The sequence below is a fragment of the Mucilaginibacter sediminis genome (assembly GCF_051903035.1).
GTDB lineage: Bacteria > Bacteroidota > Bacteroidia > Sphingobacteriales > Sphingobacteriaceae > Mucilaginibacter.
The window spans coordinates 3,057,851-3,075,695 of record NZ_CP170602.1; the positions used below are offsets into that span (position 1 = coordinate 3,057,851).

Genomic DNA, 17,845 nt, shown 5'->3' on the forward strand with positions numbered 1-17,845 from the left:
AATTATTAACCTCAACTTTGCAAAGGCCCTCATCAAACGGGGGCCTTTATTTGGTTAAAAACAATTTATCTATGCCAGTTAAAAACAAGTTTCTTTTATCATTCGCAATCGGCATTGGGCTTATGCCATGCGCCTTTGCCCAAAAGCAGCAGGTAAGCATTTTACAGGTACCAGGGATTAATCAATACTGTAAAATAGATACTGCCGGCGCATCTGTTTTACCCAGCGGCAGGTTAATAACACCAGCCGGCCAAACCATCCGCATAACGCATGATCCTTTCGGGTTATCCATATCTCCCGACGGCAAAAAAGCGGTAACGCTGCATAACGGTGTTGTCACCCTTATTGATATTGCCACCATGGGCAGCTCAAGGGTACCATCATACGATAAAAAGATCGCTTCTCCTTTATCTAATGGTTCGTTTTTGGGTGTAGCATTTTCGTCCGATTCAAAAACACTGTACCTGAGCGGTGGCGATAATGGCGCTGTGATTGTATACGATGCCGAAAAGTTTATAAAAACAGATTCGCTATCATTAAATGGCAGGGTTGGCAATAAAGATTATGACGACAGCTTCACATCCGACCTACTGTTTAATGCCGATAGAAACGAGTTACTGGTGCTGGACAGGGGAAACTTCCGTATGGTGCGGATTAACCTGGAAACAAAAAAAATAACCGCATCAATCAATGTAGGTCGCCAGCCCTTTGGCCTGGCTTTAAGCCCCGATAAAAAAACAGCCTTTGTGGCCAACGTAGGCATGTATTCTTACCCATTAATAACCGGGGCTACCCCTAAAAATGCCGATTCAATCATGATCTCGCGGCACCCTTATGGCGATAACACCAAAGAGTCGCGCGAGGGAACTGTTGTTGAAGGCCGAAAGATTCCCGGTGTTGGCAGCCCTTCATCGCCCGACGCTATGAGCGTTTTCACTATCGACCTGGCAACCAACAAGGTGATCAATAAATTTAAAACCGGCCACCAGGTTGGCCAGATGCTGGAAGATGCCGAAGTAACCGGCGGCGCAAGCCCAAACTCAATAGCTGTTGGCAGCCAATATGCTTATGTTACCAATGCCACAAATGATAATATCACCATTATCGATTACAAAAACCATAAGCTGCTGGGCGATATCCCGATTAAAGTTGACATTCGTATTGATAAATTCCGAGGACTGTTACCTTTCGGCATTAGCTTAAGTAAAGATGAAAAAAACCTTTACGTAGCGCTTTTAGGTTTCAATGCCGTTGCGGTAATTGATGTCCCTACCCAAACCACCAAAGGGCTTATCCCAACTGGCTGGGGAACATCAAGGGTAAAATTATCGGCCGATGAAAAGGAACTGTATATCACATCCTGCCGCGGCTACGGCGCCGGCCCCAACGGCGGCCATGGTTTTGTTGCCCCAACGCAAGGTACCTACATAGGCGATATACAGTTAGGCACCTTTCAAAAAGTTGCCATGCCCGATAATGCACAGTTGGCCGGGTACACTCAACAAGTAATCAGCAATACTTTTATAAGTAAAACTATTGATGCTGCTACCAACAACCCGGTACCGGTATTGCCTGGCGCATCGCCCACGCCTATCAAATACATTGTATACATTACCAAAGAAAACCGCACCTACGACGAAGTTTTAGGCCAGTTGCCCAACGCCAAAGGCGATAGTACCCTGGCCCGCTTTGGTGTACATTGCGAGTATACTTTGCCCGATGCTACCCGGATGCAGTTCCCTAACCTTAATGTATCGCCCAACCATATTAAGGTAGCCACGCAGTACGCTTTCAGTGATAATTATTATTGCGATAGTGATGCATCTATCCACGGCCACCATTGGATGATGGGTGTTATCCCCAACGAATGGGTGGAAGCAAACTCCAACGTGAGCAAAACCGCTAAACTATTTTCAAACGCCCCCGGTCGCCGTTTTCCCGGTTCAACAGGCAGTATGGACCCTGAAGACTATGCCGAAACAGGGGGCCTGTGGGAAGCCCTGGAGCGCAAGCATGTAGACTTTTACAATTTTGGCGAGGCCAACGAAACCGCACACGTGCGCGAAGAATGGGAAGATACCAACACCGGTGCAGCCCATATTGTTATGGTGCCTATGCAAAAGGCTTTATACACACGTACCAGCCATAACTACTCCGGCTTTAATACCAACATTCCCGACCAATTCCGTGTTGAGCAGTTTAAAAGCGAGTTTACCAAGATGTGGATCACCGGTAAAAAGAAAATGCCTTCGCTGATAACCATGCAGGTCCCTAATGACCACGGAGCCGATGTAAGGCCTAAAGACGGCTACCCGTACAGGCAATCGTACATGGCCGATAACGACCTTGCTGTTGGCCGCATGCTCGATTTCCTGTCGCACACTAAATACTGGAAAAACATGCTGGTAATTATTACCGAGGATGATCCGCAGGGCGGGGTTGATCATATAGACGCCCACCGGTCTATCCTGATGCTGGCTGGCCCGTATGTTAAAAAAGGCTATGTAAGCCACACTCATGCCAATTTTGGTTCGATATTAAAAACCATTTATAACGTGCTGGATGTGCCTTATGTAAACCAGTACGACGTTACCGCATCGTTATTACAAGATTTTTTTACCGATAAGCCCGACTATACCCCATATACTTTTATACCAAGCGATACGCGCATATTTGATACCAAAAAGGCAATGGCGCGTTACAGCAAAAACACCAACTGGCGCAAAATTAAAAAAGGTGTTGATATGGACGATGAAGACCGCGAGCGCAACGACCATTACAAGCAAAAAGGTAAAAAAACATCGGGCACAATAGTTAACTAACACTTATTAGCCAAAAAGCCCGGTTAAACCCGGGCTTTACTATCTTACTAAATCAATAATCATGAATTTTTCGTTTATCACCATTATAGCCTTCATAGCAGGCCTAACTTCGTTTACGCCTAACCCGGCCCCAAAATCAAAACATAAATTTATTATAGCGGCCCACCGCGGAGACCATGTTATTTATCCCGAAAACACTTTAGCTGCCTATGAGGAAGCTATCAGGAACGAGGCTGACTATGTAGAGATTGACCTGCGCACTACTAAAGACGGCGAATTGGTGAGCATGCACGATGGCACCATCAACCGTATGACAGACGGCAAAGGCAACGTTAAAGATTTTACCCTTGATGAGCTGGAACAGCTAAAGGTAAAAAGCAAGGACACTACAGATAAAACCATATACCGTATCCCTACCTTTAAGCAAATACTTACTGCCTGCAAAAACAAGATCAATATTTACCTTGATTTTAAAGCTGCCGACCCGGAACAAGCCTACCAGATGATAAAACAATACGGCATGGAAAAACAAGTGCTGGTATACATCAATAGCGCAACCCAGTTTACCGGCTGGCGTAAGGCCGCGCCAAAAATGCCCCTGATGCTGAGTATGCCCGATAGCGTTAAAACGGTAGCGGCAATGGAAAGCTTTATCAATAAATATCAGCCCGATATCCTTGACGGCTCATACAACCAATACACCAATGATATGGTAGCCCTTGCAGCCAAATACAACATCCCGGCCTGGCCTGATATCCAAAGTGCAGGCGAGGGTCCGGCCGATTGGAATAAAGCGTTAGACAAAGGCTTAAAGGGCCTGCAGACAGATCATCCGGCCCTATTAATAAAATTTCTGAAGGAGAAAGGGCTAAGGTAAAAGGCACCAAACGTGATTGATACCTGTAATTTAAGGATTAAATAAATTTTGATTGCATTTTAGTTTTGGTTTGCTAAATTGCCTCTCGCAAACCTATGTAACCGCCCCTTGCGGTTTGTGCCAACATTATTTAAAACTTAATTTACCATGTCAACCGACCGCAGAAAATTCATTAAGCACCTGGGTGCTTCCGTTTTGCTTACTTCGGCTACGCTTAATAGCCTGGCAGCCAAAGAAGAACATGAGTTCCGCATCCTGAGCGCCGAAAAGCGCGTGGGGCCTAATGATAAAATCCGGATTGCCACCATAGGCATGGGCATTATGGGTTTTGCCGATACCAGGGCCGCATTAACCGTACCCGGTGTTGAGTTGGTAGCCTGCTGCGACCTTTACAAAGGCCGCCTTGACAGGGCTAAAGAACTTTACGGATCTACCCTGTTCACTACCGGCGACCATCGCGAAATATTGGCCCGCAAGGATATAGATGCCGTGATTATAGCAACCAGCGATAACTGGCACAGCCAGATAGCCATTGATGCCATGCGCAGCGGCAAAGCCGTTTATAGCGAAAAACCCATGGTACACCAGATAAGCCAGGGCCTTGCCGAGATAAAAACCCAACAGGAAACAAAAATGGTTTTCCAGGTTGGCAGCCAGCGGGTAAGCAGCATTGCCTATAAAAAAGCAAAAGAGTTGTATGAGGCCGGTGCCATTGGCAAAATCAACTCCATCGAGGCATCATTTAACAGGCAAAGCGCGCTTGGGGCCTGGCAGTATACCATTCCCTTTGATGCATCACCGCAAACTGTAGATTGGGCAAGGTTTCAAGCAAACGCCAAACTGAAATACGATTATGACAGTAAGCGCTTTTTCAGGTGGCGTAATTACCGCGAGTATGGTACCGGGGTTGCCGGCGATCTTTTTGTTCACCTGCTTAGCGGCATACACTTTATAACCGGGTCTAAAGGACCCGAAAGAATCTATTCCATCGGCGACCTGGCGTACTGGAAGGATGGCCGCAACGTGCCGGATGTAATGAGCGCGGTAATCCATTATGGCGAAACCAAAGAACATCCTGCTTTCCAGGTAACACTAAGGGTAAACTTCATCAGCGGCGAGGGTGATCATAGTACCACCAAAATAGTAGGGTCGGAAGGAGTGATGGACCTGATGGGCGATGATAGTTTTTCCATCCGTAAAAACAAAATGCCGGTGGCTACGGGCATCGGAGGCTGGGATTCGTTATCAACTTTTACCGAAGCCCAGCAAAAAGCGTTAATGGACGATTACAACAAACGCTTTTCGCAGGCCGACCAGCAGCAGCCTATTCTCCCAGGCGAGAGTTACCGCGCCCCGGAAGGGTATAATGCATCAAACGATCACTTTGCCAACTTCTTTGATTCCATACGTACAGGTAAACCCGTTGTTGAAGACGCCGTATTTGGTTTCCGCGCTGCGGCGCCTTGCCTGGCCTGTAACGACAGCTATTTTGAAAACAAAGTAATTAAATGGAATGCGGAAGAGATGAAGATAGTGTAGGTATAATTTTGCTTACCAAATGATTTAGCCAAGCATTTTACCATGAAATATTAAAGTTTAATTTTAATATTTCATGGTAAATACTAACTTTGAATATGATTAAACGTAGATTAGAAAAGGAGTTAAATCATTTATTAGCAGAATTTCCGGCAATTGCTTTATTAGGACCCAGGCAGGTTGGCAAAACTACACTGGCGAAAGAACTGGGTAATAAAGAAGATAAAGCCGTTTTGTATCTCGACCTTGAAAATGATGAAGACATAGCGAGATTACAGAATGCTGCATTTATTTTTGAGCAATACACCGATAGTTGCATTGTTTTGGACGAAGTGCAACGCCAGCCTGATATATTCAGGCAATTAAGACCTGCGATAGACAAGAACCGCCAGCCAGGCCGTTTTATCCTGACAGGGTCTGCATCACCAGCATTGGTTAAAGGCGTATCTGAGTCACTTGCCGGCCGGGTAGCTTTTGTAGAATTATCTCCGATAAATTTACTGGAAGCTTTAGAAAGTGGCATCGGCCAGGAACAACATTGGTTTAGGGGAGGATTTCCAAATGCGCTCACAAGCAAAACTGACCACGCTTTTAGCCGATGGGCAGAACATTTTATCCGGGCTTATATCGAACGCGACCTTGCCTTACTGTTTGGCTTCAATCTTTCAGAAAAGCTTATTCGCAATTTTTGGTACATGCTGGCATCAAATAACGGAGGTATCTGGATGGCAGAAAGCTATGCAAGAGCTTTAGGTGTAAGCGGTGTGACGATAAAAAGGTACCTTGACTTTCTGGAAGGCGCTTTTATGATAAGACAATTATCTGCATGGTACGTTAACGTTAAAAAACGTGTAGTAAAAGCACCTAAAGTTTATATACGGGATAGTGGATTACTGCATGAATTAAATCGCATTAGAAATAGCCACGAATTGCCATTACATTTAATTGTGGGTAGTTCATGGGAAGGTTATGTAATCGAACAAATTTATCAATTGAAACCCAGGCACATGGACATGTATTATTACCGCACCCATAATGGTGCAGAATGCGATCTGGTACTTGTAAATGGCATCAAACCACTGGCCGCCATCGAAATTAAATATGCAACAACTCCGTCCCTTTCTAAAGGTTTCTATAATGTGCTTGACGATTTGCAGGTAACCAGGGCCTTTGTAATAACTCCCGGCGAAAAGCATTACAACCTGGATGAAAAAACAATTGTTAGTGGCTTACAATTTTTTCTGGAAAATATTTTGGGTGAGTTATAAAACCTCCTAAAGGCATTTTTAATAAGCTTTCGGCTTAACCTTAAATGGTTATCTATATTCCAACTGCTTTTTCAGCACCACGTTATCGGCAGCTTTTGCTATCATTACATCAAAAGTTCCCGGCTCGGTAACCAGGTTCATTTGCCTGTTCCAAATTGCTAAATCCTTATAGCTAATGGTAAAACTCACCGTTTTTAGCTCACCCGGGGCAAGGGCTATTTTGCTAAATCGCGTTAAGCTCATTTCGGGCGTACTTACTGAGTTAATTTTGTTGCCCAGGTACAATTGCACGACCTCTTTGCCCACAACAGCACCTGTATTTTTAACATCTACCGAAACCGTCACCTGTTCATTTTTGCCGAATACGGGTTTAGATACCTTGAGATTATCGTATTGGAAAGAGGTATAACTTAAGCCATACCCGAAAGCAAACAAAGGATCGGTTGACGAATACACATAATCCTGCCCCGGTTTTTCAACGGTGCCGTGCTGGCGGTTAATTCCTTTTGATGAGTTAACATAGTTATAAAATACCGGGATATGCCCCGTTGATTGGGGCACGCTCATATTTAACCTGCCGGATGGGTTTATCTTTCCGAAAAGAATATTGGCAATAGCAGTTCCGCCTTTTTCGCCGGGGTACCAAGCTTCTAAAATAGCCGGGATATTTTCCTTTTCCCAGCTAATGCTCCACGGGCGGCCATGTACCAATACCAATATCACCGGCTTACCGGTTTTATAAACGGCCTGCAACAATTCGCGCTGAACACCTTGCGGATTAATGTCGGTTACATCATAACCCTCGCCGCAGGTAAAGGGATCTTTAGGCTCGTTACCCGGCGCCTGCCCATTCCACCCCACACCCGACCATACTACACTTGTAGTACCCAACACCACAACAACCGCGTCGCTTTCATTGGCGGTTTTTACAGCTTCATCAAAGCCGCTTTTATCCAAGCCGGATAGCTCGCAGCCTTTAGCATAATTTACTTTTAAGTTATTTCCTGCAAATTGCTTTATCCCCTCCAAAACGGTTACGCCCGATAGGTTATCGCGGGTAAAGCTATAATCGCCGTATTGTACTTTATTAGCATTGGGACCGATAACAGCTATCGATTTCAATTTGCTGATATTTAAAGGCAACAGGCTTTTTTCATTTTTTAACAAGATGATAGACTCTTCGGCTATTTGCTGCGAGAGTTTGATATGTTCCTCGGTATGTAACCTGCTTTTAATGCGTGAAGTATCGGGCAGCGGCTTTTCAAAAAGGCCTGCTTTAAATTTCATGGTCAGGATACGGGTTACGGCGGTATCTATCTGTGCTTCCTTTACCTTACCTGCCTTTACTAATTCAATCAAATGACCATAAACATCCGGGCGCGATGCCTCCAGGTCTACCCCGGCTTTGATTCCCAACAGTGCCGCATCCGAAGCGGTTTTGGCCACCTTGTGGAAATTATACAGTTGACTTAGGCCGCCATAATCCGAAAAAACATAACCTTTAAAATCCCATTCCTTACGCAATATCTGCTTCAACAAAAATTCATTGCTGTGGGCCGGGATACCGTCAATCTCGTTATACGATGGCATAATAGCCGCTATGTTGGCCTCTTGTACAGCTGCCTTAAACGGTGGTAAAAACATTGATCGCAACTCTCGCTCGCCAAGCTCAGATGGGGCAAGGTTAATACCGGCAATAGGTTTGCTGTAGGCGGCAAAGTGTTTGCCAGTACACATTACTTTATCAAAGGCAAAGCTTGTTTTTGTTTTGGTTGGATCGCCTTGCATGCCTCGTACAAAGGCAGATCCTAATTGGCCAACCAGGTAAGGGTCTTCGGCAAAGCATTCCTCCACCCGGCCATAGCGAGCATCCCTGATCAAATCAAAAAGCGGCGACAGGGCCTCATCAACGCCCGATGTTGATGCCTCGTAAGCAATGGCCGCGCCCATTTGCTCAATCAGTGCCGGGTTCCAGGTGCTCCCCTGCGCTATCGCTTGCGGGAATGTAGTAGCGCCGGCCGACAATTGCCCATGTAGGCATTCGCCAATTTGTATGGGTGGGATACCAAGCCGGGTATGCTCACGCGAGTATTTTTTGGCGGCAATCGATTGTCGGGCAATATCATAAACATTGGTAAAAGGGCTCTCCAATACACCGTAAGCAATCTTGCTTTTGCTTGCTTCGCTTAGCGACGACATGCTCATTTGCCCAACTTTTTCTTCCAGCGTCATCCGTTTTAACAAATCGGCTACACGTTGTGCAACAGGCGTTTGGGGATTTTTATAAAGCTGCGCGTGAACACCGGCAGATAAAATCAGAGCAATGGGAATAATGGCAAATATTTTTTTACTGACCATCTTTTAAAGAAGTTTGTTTTTATAGATGTAGTATTGAAATATGGTATTTTGTATCATTTTTCAATAGTCTAAGATACTTTAAACATTATAATCCGGCGGAGTGTTTTGTCAGATTTCAGGGACATCTCTTGTAAATTCCTGTAGGCGAAATTTTGCTAAAGCCATCCGGCTCTTATATGTGAACCGTTGGCTGAAGCCAACGGCAATGAAAAGTTTAATTTTAACTGAATTATCAATTCATTGCCGTCCCATTTATGGGGCGGTAAAATGCACAAAACATGCCGGCTTTAGCCAAAATGAGTCAAGGGTTTTAAATTGATTTCTTTGAGTCAGCTCTTGGACTACATCTCTAAAACAAATTCCCCTGCTCCATTTCAGCACCCAATGTTTCCTGCAGATAGTACCGTATCATAGCAATGAGCTGCGGACCATATTGTGTCGCTTTTTGCGTGCCTACCCCCTTAATGGCGCTCAAATTTTTGATGGTAGGCGGCAGCTTTTCTGCTATGGTAGCTACAGTCTTTTCGGATAACACCATTCCTGGCATGATATTTTCCTTCTCAGCCGCGGTATCGCGCCAGACCATCATCTGGTCAAAAAGCTGCTGGTTCGGCTTTTCATTCAAAGCCTTAACGTAGGAGTTTGATTGGTTTGAACCAGCCTGATCTTGTGCCTTCCGCTTTTCTTCAAGATATGTAGTTGCGGTAAAAGTATTTCCAGAAAAATGGTCCATTAACGCGATTCGGGCCATCATCCATTGAATCAGCTTATCTGCTTTGGCGGCTTTTGTTTCTTTATCTTTAGATAAGCCCATAAGCACCGGGATTTGCTGATGGAGGTTTCCGGTGGCTTCAGTCAGCTTATCTTTGAAATAGAGGGCCGCTTTTTGGATGCGTTCGGGCTGATAAGTGGCTAATTGCTGAGATAACTTTTCGGCCACGTTAAAAATATCTTTTTCCATGTCTGGCGTCGCCTCTTCAAACCCGGCGACCCGGTTTTGTAAACCGCTGAAATTGAACAACTCGGCCAGCAACGATTGGCGATATAGCTCGCGATCGCGTTCCAGTCTTTCCTCATCCGGTTTAAGGGACTTTGCCTGCTCATTAAAACGGGCAACGGCGGGGTCGCCAATAATATTATTTGCAGCAATAGGGTAACGCAATACCATTCCCGACAAGGTTCGGCAACGGCTGAGCGCTACGTATGCCTGCCCGTGGGCAAAAGCCTCGCTTACATCAATAATGGCTTTATCAAAACTCAGGCCCTGGCTTTTATGAATGGTGATAGACCAGGCCAGTTTAAGCGGGATCTGGGCAAAGCTGCCTGCATTGGTCTCGTTAATTTGCTGATCTTCCAGCTGGTATTTAATATTGGTCCACTCCAAAGCCTGTACGGCAATTTCGCGTTCTTCCTGCCCGCAGCGCACAAAAACAGTATCGGGTTCTATCCGGGTGATCACCCCTATTTTGCCATTATAAAAAAGCTTTTCGGCCGAGCTATCGTTTTTCACAAACATTACCTGTGCACCTATCTTAAGCTTCAGGTTGGTTTCAGTTGGATAAGCATCCTTAGGGAACTCGCCGCGGATAGTAGCCGCAAATTCAAACTCCTGCCCCTCCAATGCTTCCACAAATTCGTTGTTCAGTTGCTGGGCAATGGAGTTATGTGTAGTAAGGGTGATGTAAGGCTCTTCGGCCGTTGGCCGAAAGCCGGGCTGGTGCCGGGCATTCAGCAACTCCAGGTTACCGGGGCTGATAGTTTGGTTACGCACTTCGTTCAAGATATCAACAAAGGCCTGTTCCTTTTGCCTGTACACATGATCGAGCTCGATTTTTACATAAGGTGCCTTTTGCATCACCAGGCTGCTGAAGAAATAGGGGGTACTATAATACCGCCCAAGCATCATCCATTCCTCATCGCGGATGATGGGGCTTAGCTGCGACAGATCGCCTATGAGCAAAAGCTGTACACCGCCAAAAGGTTGGGTAGTACCTTTTAGGTTTCGTAATATGAGATCTATCTGGTCAAGCACATCGGGCCGAACCATACTTACTTCATCAATGATGAGCAGCTCCAGGCTGGAAAGCAATTCCTTTTTTTCCGGGCTATAATGCATCTCGGGCCGGGTATTCCCTGCCGGGATGATGGGACCGAAGGCGATCTGGAACAGCGAATGAATAGTCATGCCGCCCGCATTAATAGCAGCTACACCCGTAGGTGCCACAACAGCCATTTTCTTTTTTGATTCCTGCCGTACACGTTGCAAAAAAGTGGTTTTACCCGTGCCTGCCTTACCCGTTAAAAAAACAACCGTATTGGTTGTTTCCAGGTAATCAAAAGCCATCTGCATTGCCGGGTTTGTCTCTTTCATCTTTTCGGTTGCAATGTTAATATAAATTTTATTTGAGCCGGATATTAAAGTCATGAATTATGGCAAACGCATATAAATTGGGTTAACATAACTTAACACATTTTTAAAAATTAAATTATAAATAATTGATAATTAACATATTATAAATATTCATGGTTAACACTCAACTTCAATTAACAAACAGCTTTTTCAGGAGCATTTAGTATTGGTAGCAATGGCGGTTTTGAACGCCGGTCACGACTCACCCCGGCTACACTGCGCTGGCCGACCCTCCTCCGGCTGCGCCGCATAGAGGGTGAAGCTCATTTTTTGTTTTGCCTTTTTCTTCCACTCCCGCGAGGTTAGCGTAGCGTAACTCGTGGGTACAACTGGTGTAAGCTTATAGCTTACGGAGTTCAGCTGAAAGCTGAAACCAGCCTTTCGTCACGGGTTATAACCCCGCGACAGTTTTATTTTTTTTGATTCTTGATTCCTGACTCTTAATTCTTGACTTTCCTTTTTCCCCTGTTATTTAAAATTCCTGCCTTTGTGAAAAACCTCCTTGACCGGCGTAACCAACGAGGTTGTTTCATCGCTGCGCGATAAGGTTAATACCGGCAAATCTTCGGTGTGGGCGGCGGTAAGGCCGCGTAATAGTGTCGACAGGTTAAAAAAGCGATGTGCTATCACGTGAATCACCAAACCCTCTATCTGCAATTTACCCTCTACCATCAGCAGGCGGGCTTGCACTATTTCCTTCCGGTATTTATCAAAAACCTTTTCAAACGCCACCAGGTTGGCAAAGCCGGTTTCGTCTTCTATGGTAATAAATAAAATCCCCTTAGCTGTACCGGGTCTTTGCCGTACGGTTACCAGGCCGGTCACTTTAACCGGGTCGCCATCTTTTAGCTGCGCCAGCCGGCCGGTAGCTGTTACTTTTAACAGATCCAGTTTTTCGCGCACAAAACTAACAGGGTGAGCTTTTAAGGATAAACCGGTAGAGGCATAATCCTGCACCACATGCTCGGCCTGGGTCATCAGCGGCAGGTTAACCTGTACTTCCATAGCGCTTTCGGATGGCAGGCCGGCAAACAGGCCGATGGGCTTATCATTAAGTGCGGGTACTTCCCATAAAGCTTCCCGGCGATCGAGTTTCAGGGAACGGAATGCATCGGCATCGGTAAGTTTTTCAATGGCCGCTTGCGGCACACCGGCATCACTTAACTGGCTGATGCTGGTATAACCTGTTCCTCGCCCTGCTATCAGCGCCTGCATGTCATCCTCACGCAGGCCGTTCACCTGCCTGAAGCCTAAACGCACCGCACAAAACTTCCCATCTTTTTCTTCCAGCGTGTTATCCCATATGGAGTGATTTACATCTGCCGGGCGCACAACTACACCATGCCTTTCGGCATCAATCACTATTTGCGCCGGCTGGTAAAAGCCCATTGGCTGGCTGTTGAGCAAAGCCACGGCAAAAACATCCGGATAATACCACTTAAGCCATGATGAGATGTATACTAAATGGGCAAATGAAGTAGCATGGCTTTCGGGGAAACCATAGCTGCCAAAGCCCTCCAGCTGCTTAAAAATACGCCTGGCAAAATCCTCTGTATAACCTTTACCCATCATACCGGCCACCAGTTTATCGCGAAAGTTACTTACCAATCCTTTGGCCTTAAACGTAGCCATACTGCGGCGTAACTGGTCGGCTTCGGCAGCGGTGAAATTTGCCGCCACCATGGCAATCTCCATAGCTTGCTCCTGGAATAAGGGAACACCTTTTGTTCGTTCCAGTATTTTTTTTAATTCTTCCGAAGGATATTCAACTTTATCTCTCCCATCGCGCCTGCGTAAATAAGGATGCACCATATCTCCCTGAATAGGGCCGGGGCGCACAATGGCTACTTCTATCACCAGGTCATAAAACACCCGTGGTTTCAATCGCGGCAGCATCGACATTTGCGCGCGGCTTTCTATCTGGAACACACCAAGCGTATCGGCCTGGCATATCATATCATAAACTGCCTTATCATCCTGCGGTACGTTGGCCAATGTCAGTTCCTTTCCATAGTGTTGCTTAACCAGATCAAATGCTTTACGGATGCAGGTAAGCATGCCCAGGGCCAGTACATCTACCTTTAAAATGCCCAGGTCTTCAAGGTCGTCTTTATTCCATTCCAGCTGGGTACGGTCTTCCATCCGGGCATTCATTACAGGGCAAATATCCGAAAGTTTGCAGCGCATAATTACAAAGCCGCCCGTATGCTGCCCTAACTGCCGGGGAAAGCCCATCAGTTGGTCAGTCAGTTGCAGTACTTTCGTCAACAACGGATCGTCGGGATTAAGCCCCTGCGAAATAATACGTTCGCGGTCAAAAGCCTCTTCCGAAAAATCCCAGATAGCGCCCGAAAGTCGGTTAATGGTATCTACCGAAATACCCATAGCCTTACCCACATCGCGGATTGCGCCTTTATGCCGCTCCTGTGTAACCGTGGCAACAATAGCCGCATGTTCCCTTCCATAGGTTTCATATATCCATTGAATAATTTCCTCCCGGCGCTCATGCTCAAAATCAACATCCACATCGGGCCATTCCTCCCGCGAATCGGACATAAAGCGTGAAAACAACAAGTTAGATTTAGCAGGATTAACGGGAGTTATCCCCAGGCAAAAACAAACCGCGCAATTTGCCGCCGAGCCCCTTCCCTGGTGCAGAATTTTCAACTCCTCGGCCTTTTGGGTATATTCAAAAATCCGTAAAAAATAAGGGGCCAGTTTTCGCTTCTTAAAAAAATCGAGTTCAAACTGAATCTGTTTCTTTTGTAATTCAAATTCCGCATCAGTAAACATTTTTTTTGCACCGGCCCAGGTATGGGATGCCAGGTGTTCATCTGCCGTGCGCCCATCGGGACTAATCCACTCCGGCTCCAGGTATTTTAAAGTATCTAACGAAAAATGACAGGCATTGGCAATTTCCTGGCTACGTGCCAAAGCATCAGGGTATTGCTTAAACAAGCGTTCCATCTCTTCAATAGGTTTCAGGTGTCTTTCAGCATTGGCATGCAGCCGGAAACCGGCGTTATGAATGGTGCACTTTTCGCGTACACAGGTTACTATATCCTGTAACTCGCGTCTTTCGGCCTCATGATAATGCACATCATTGGTAGCCACCATAGGGATGGTTAATTGCGAAAGCCGGTAAAAGCGTTTAGCATCATCGCCATGGTAGGATCGGGTTGCAGCTATATATAAATCATGGCCCAAAGCTGCCTGGTACTCCTTTAAATCCTGCTTAAATGAATCATCAAAATCAAAACAGGTGTTTAATTCATCGGGGGGAATAATTATAAATTTTATGCCTTCGGCATGTTCAAATACATCGTTTTTATACAGATCGCATTTGCCTTTTTCGGTACGCAGATTGCCTTTGGTAAGCATAGCGCACAAACGCCCCCAGGCTGTAATATCGGTAGGATAAGCCAGCAGACTGGGGCCGTCCAACAAATCAAGCCGACAGGCCGGGATAAAACGGATGCCGGCACTTTTTGCAGCGGCATGGGCACGTACTACACCGGCAACGGTATTACGGTCGGTAAGGGCAATGGCAGTATAACCCAGCTTTACGGCGGCCTCAACCAGCTCGGCAGGATGCGAGCCGCCGCGCAGGAAGCTAAAATTGCTGGTAACCTGTAATTCCGTATACTCCATAACCTATGCAAAAAAGCCATGAATAAACCATTGATTTGTTTCACCGGCCACATAGGCCCCCAGGCGAAAGATCCAGTAACGCTTGCCATCCATATCTTCAACATGGTAATAATCACGGCGTTCGCAATTTTCAAGCCACCATTCACGCTCAATACGCTCGGGGCCATCTGCCTTTTTAATGTTGTGCACCTTATCCTGGTAAATAAAAAGCATGGGGGGATAATCGGGCACCAGCGAAGTTACATGTACAGGCTGCGGCCGGGCCAAAAGCTGTGTGGGACGCGGCCTGCTGATGCGCCAGGCGGTAGTTGGTTTCTCCAGTATAGTAGCGGCTTTTCTGACAGATCGCTCGGGCCAGTAATGCTCATCAGGCAGGTAACGGCGAATAACATTGGTATTTATTTTACCGGCAATCCTGTCCAGCAGCTCGGCTACTCCTGTATCATCCAGGCCGCCAACCTCGCCCCAAAGGCGCTCCTGTACCGGATCGGCATCATCTACTTTGGGGGCATCCAGTACAAAAAGCTCGATACCCAGGGCAGGCTCTATCGTGGCTATTTTAAGCTCGAATAATTTAAAAAGGTGCTCCACATGGTGCGATGCCCGGTTGGTGCCTATCTGTACCTGCTCTACCTTACCATCCACCCGGTAGCACCTCAGTACACCCGTTCGTAACCCTTTGCCATCCTGTTGCAGCCGTTTACATATACTTTCCAGTAACCGCCTGATCGCTATCTCTATCCCGGTGGCGGTATTAATAGGTTCCATGCAGGGCAGGCGCTCGTGGTAGGGTTCAACCGGCTGTAATAATTGCATCGGCTCATCCTCGTTGCCCAAAGCCTGGTTAAGCCGCAGCAGCAGATGCTCCCCAAACCGGCGGCGTAGTACCGACCGTGGCATTCGGATAAAACTGCCGATGGTACGCAGCCCCAGTTTTTGCAAACGTTCGGTAATAACCGGCTCCAGCCGCAAGGCCACCGGCGGTAATGGCAGCAATGCCGTGGCCTGCCCATAGCTTTCAATAATGGGGCTCAGCCTGCCAAAACGCGCAACGGCCCAGGCCGCGCCAATGCTATCGGCCATGGCGGCGCGGGCATCGTAGCCCTTGCTTCTTAATTTAAGTACTATCGTTTTCAGGTATTCCCGTTCGCCGCCCCAAAGGTGGGTACAGCCGGATACATCAAGGATCAGCCCATCGGGCAAATCAATGGCGATGGTGGGCGTATAGCGGATGCACCACTCGCCTAAGGCATGTAATAATTTGGCGGCCCTATCGGGTTGTTCATCTATCACCTGCAGGCCAACTATTATGGCTTTGGCATCGGCAGCTACCATGCCTGCTTTTACCCCATGCACTTCGGCGGCACGGTTGGTGGCGGTTATTACCATGCGGCCGTGATCTTTTATCGCAAAAACAAAAGGCACATCTTTCAGTTCCGGCTGCTTCAGGGTAAGCCAGTCGGTAGTTAAGTGACGGAACCATATAGACATGTACCGTTTAGGCATATTGATGGTATGCTATTTCTGTTACCGCCTTCTCTTCAACAACCAGCGCAAAGCTGCCGGCCACCCATTCTACCTTCCAGCAGCCGGGGTTGCCGTTACGCACCTTTAAAAGTTCTACCTGCCAGCGCGGGAAGCCTACGCCGGGTAAACCATCTTCCAACTCGCTGGGCAGGTGCGTTATTTGCCAGCGGGACACACAGGCGGTGGTACTTAGCTTTTTAGCATCCGTGCGTAAAACAAAGCCGGTAACCTTGCTGCTTTCAACCGCCAGCTGCAAACGGCGCGACTGGGTAAAGTTGATGCCCGGTAACTCGGCAATAACGGCTGCCAGGCCATCGCATTTCAGGGCTTCTTCGGTTGCCCAAAGCAAATCTTTTTCGCGCTGCAGATCTATAAATATCACCCGCTCAGGCGGTACTCCAAATACCTTAAGCGCGGGCGGGAAAACCGTACGCGCTTTGCTTATCCACAAGCAAACCCCATTGTTACGCATCAGCTGGGCCAGTATGCCGCCAATAAAGCCGCTGGTGGCCGCGGCATGCTCCGGCTCGGTAGTTAAAAACTCATGCACTGCCCCTACCGGGAAAATACCATTTGGAAAAGCAGCTTCAATAGGCCCCAGGCCAAAGCTATCGTCGGCCCCGGCAATGGGTGCTTTAAAACCCTCCCACAATAAAATATCTTTTTTCAGCTGGCTGATAATATCCTTTTTTGCTTCCATGAGTTTCAGTTTAAAGTTGGTTCACGAAAAACAGGTATAAATAACCCCATATAAACCGTTAGGTGCACCACCATGTGCCTGCTGATAGCCTGCCCAATTTCCTGGATGGCCTGTACACTTAAGGGGCTTTCATAATCGGCATTACGTGGGTCAGGCACAGGTTCAAAATAACGCTGTATGTCGTCATCCTGCACACGGGCGTTACGGTCGTACCACTCCCCCTGCTCCAGTTGCAGCATCATGGTGATAAATTCCCGGCCATTATAAAACTCGATGATAAATTGCGGCGCATAGGGCAAATCCCATTGCTCAGGCGGCACCTCGTCCACCTGTATCCGGGTCATGCCCCGGCTGAGCTCCACATCGATATAAAATTCTTCCATCAGAAACAGATTACAAATCTAATACTAAAAATATTAGCATTTTAATATCTTTGTAAAAAAATTTTAGCACTGAAGGGACAATGACGTATATCGCATGGCGGTGAAGACTCACCCGGCGAGGCTGCGCCCGCCACCCTCTCTTCGGCTTCGCCGGAAAGAGGGACTTGAAATTTTATCACTTGTTTTTTTTTGATAAACTTTTGATATTCAACGTTCAAACCCCTCTTTCCACCGCAGAGATGAAGAGAGGGTGGCCAGCGCAGCGCAGCCGGGTGTCTTAGCCAGCGTTCATGCGAATGTTTATGTAAATTTT

At 46.8% G+C, this 17,845-nt stretch carries 10 protein-coding genes; 4 read left to right on the forward strand and 6 right to left on the reverse strand.

The genetic code is table 11. The annotated features are described in order from the left end of the window. The first annotated feature begins 71 nt into the window (after positions 1–71). The 4 genes from ACFGVS_RS12135 to ACFGVS_RS12150 all read left to right on the forward strand — a co-directional run bounded on the left by ACFGVS_RS12135 (position 72) and on the right by ACFGVS_RS12150 (position 6,503). Positions 72–2,822 (forward strand): hypothetical protein, encoded by a 2,751-nt coding sequence (locus tag ACFGVS_RS12135; RefSeq protein WP_439698815.1) that lies wholly within the window; start codon positions 72–74, stop codon positions 2,820–2,822. 61 nt (positions 2,823–2,883) lie between these two features. Continuing rightward, positions 2,884–3,699 carry a glycerophosphodiester phosphodiesterase family protein gene (locus ACFGVS_RS12140; protein ID WP_439698816.1) on the forward strand — a complete coding sequence of 272 codons (816 nt, stop codon included), beginning with the start codon at positions 2,884–2,886 and terminating at the stop codon, positions 3,697–3,699. A gap of 147 nt (positions 3,700–3,846) precedes the next feature. Next, positions 3,847–5,238 (forward strand): Gfo/Idh/MocA family protein, encoded by a 1,392-nt coding sequence (locus tag ACFGVS_RS12145; protein ID WP_439698817.1) that lies wholly within the window; start codon positions 3,847–3,849, stop codon positions 5,236–5,238. A gap of 95 nt (positions 5,239–5,333) precedes the next feature. Further along, positions 5,334–6,503: an ATP-binding protein gene (locus ACFGVS_RS12150; protein WP_439698818.1), complete on the forward strand. Its 1,170-nt coding sequence runs from the start codon at positions 5,334–5,336 to the stop codon at positions 6,501–6,503. Positions 6,504–6,551: 48 nt separating this feature from the next. On the opposite strand, the gene ACFGVS_RS12155 is transcribed toward ACFGVS_RS12150, so the two are convergent. The 6 genes from ACFGVS_RS12155 to ACFGVS_RS12180 all read right to left on the reverse strand — a co-directional run bounded on the left by ACFGVS_RS12155 (position 6,552) and on the right by ACFGVS_RS12180 (position 17,532). Beyond that, a complete protein-coding gene (locus ACFGVS_RS12155) occupies positions 6,552–8,861 on the reverse strand; it encodes a glycoside hydrolase family 3 N-terminal domain-containing protein (RefSeq protein WP_439698819.1) in 2,310 nt (769 codons plus the stop codon). Positions 8,862–9,210: 349 nt separating this feature from the next. After that, positions 9,211–11,232, reverse strand: a complete 2,022-nt coding sequence (locus ACFGVS_RS12160; RefSeq protein ID WP_439698820.1) for an HRDC domain-containing protein — start codon at positions 11,230–11,232, stop codon at positions 9,211–9,213. Positions 11,233–11,739: 507 nt separating this feature from the next. Further along, positions 11,740–14,922: an error-prone DNA polymerase gene (locus ACFGVS_RS12165; RefSeq protein ID WP_439698821.1), complete on the reverse strand. Its 3,183-nt coding sequence runs from the start codon at positions 14,920–14,922 to the stop codon at positions 11,740–11,742. A gap of 3 nt (positions 14,923–14,925) precedes the next feature. After that, positions 14,926–16,428 (reverse strand): Y-family DNA polymerase, encoded by a 1,503-nt coding sequence (locus ACFGVS_RS12170; protein ID WP_439698822.1) that lies wholly within the window; start codon positions 16,426–16,428, stop codon positions 14,926–14,928. Continuing rightward, positions 16,421–17,149 carry an ImuA family protein gene (locus tag ACFGVS_RS12175; RefSeq protein WP_439698823.1) on the reverse strand — a complete coding sequence of 243 codons (729 nt, stop codon included), beginning with the start codon at positions 17,147–17,149 and terminating at the stop codon, positions 16,421–16,423. The genes ACFGVS_RS12170 and ACFGVS_RS12175 overlap by 8 nt, the downstream gene beginning before the upstream one ends. A gap of 5 nt (positions 17,150–17,154) precedes the next feature. After that, positions 17,155–17,532 (reverse strand): hypothetical protein, encoded by a 378-nt coding sequence (locus ACFGVS_RS12180; protein ID WP_439698824.1) that lies wholly within the window; start codon positions 17,530–17,532, stop codon positions 17,155–17,157. Positions 17,533–17,845 lie beyond the last annotated feature (313 nt).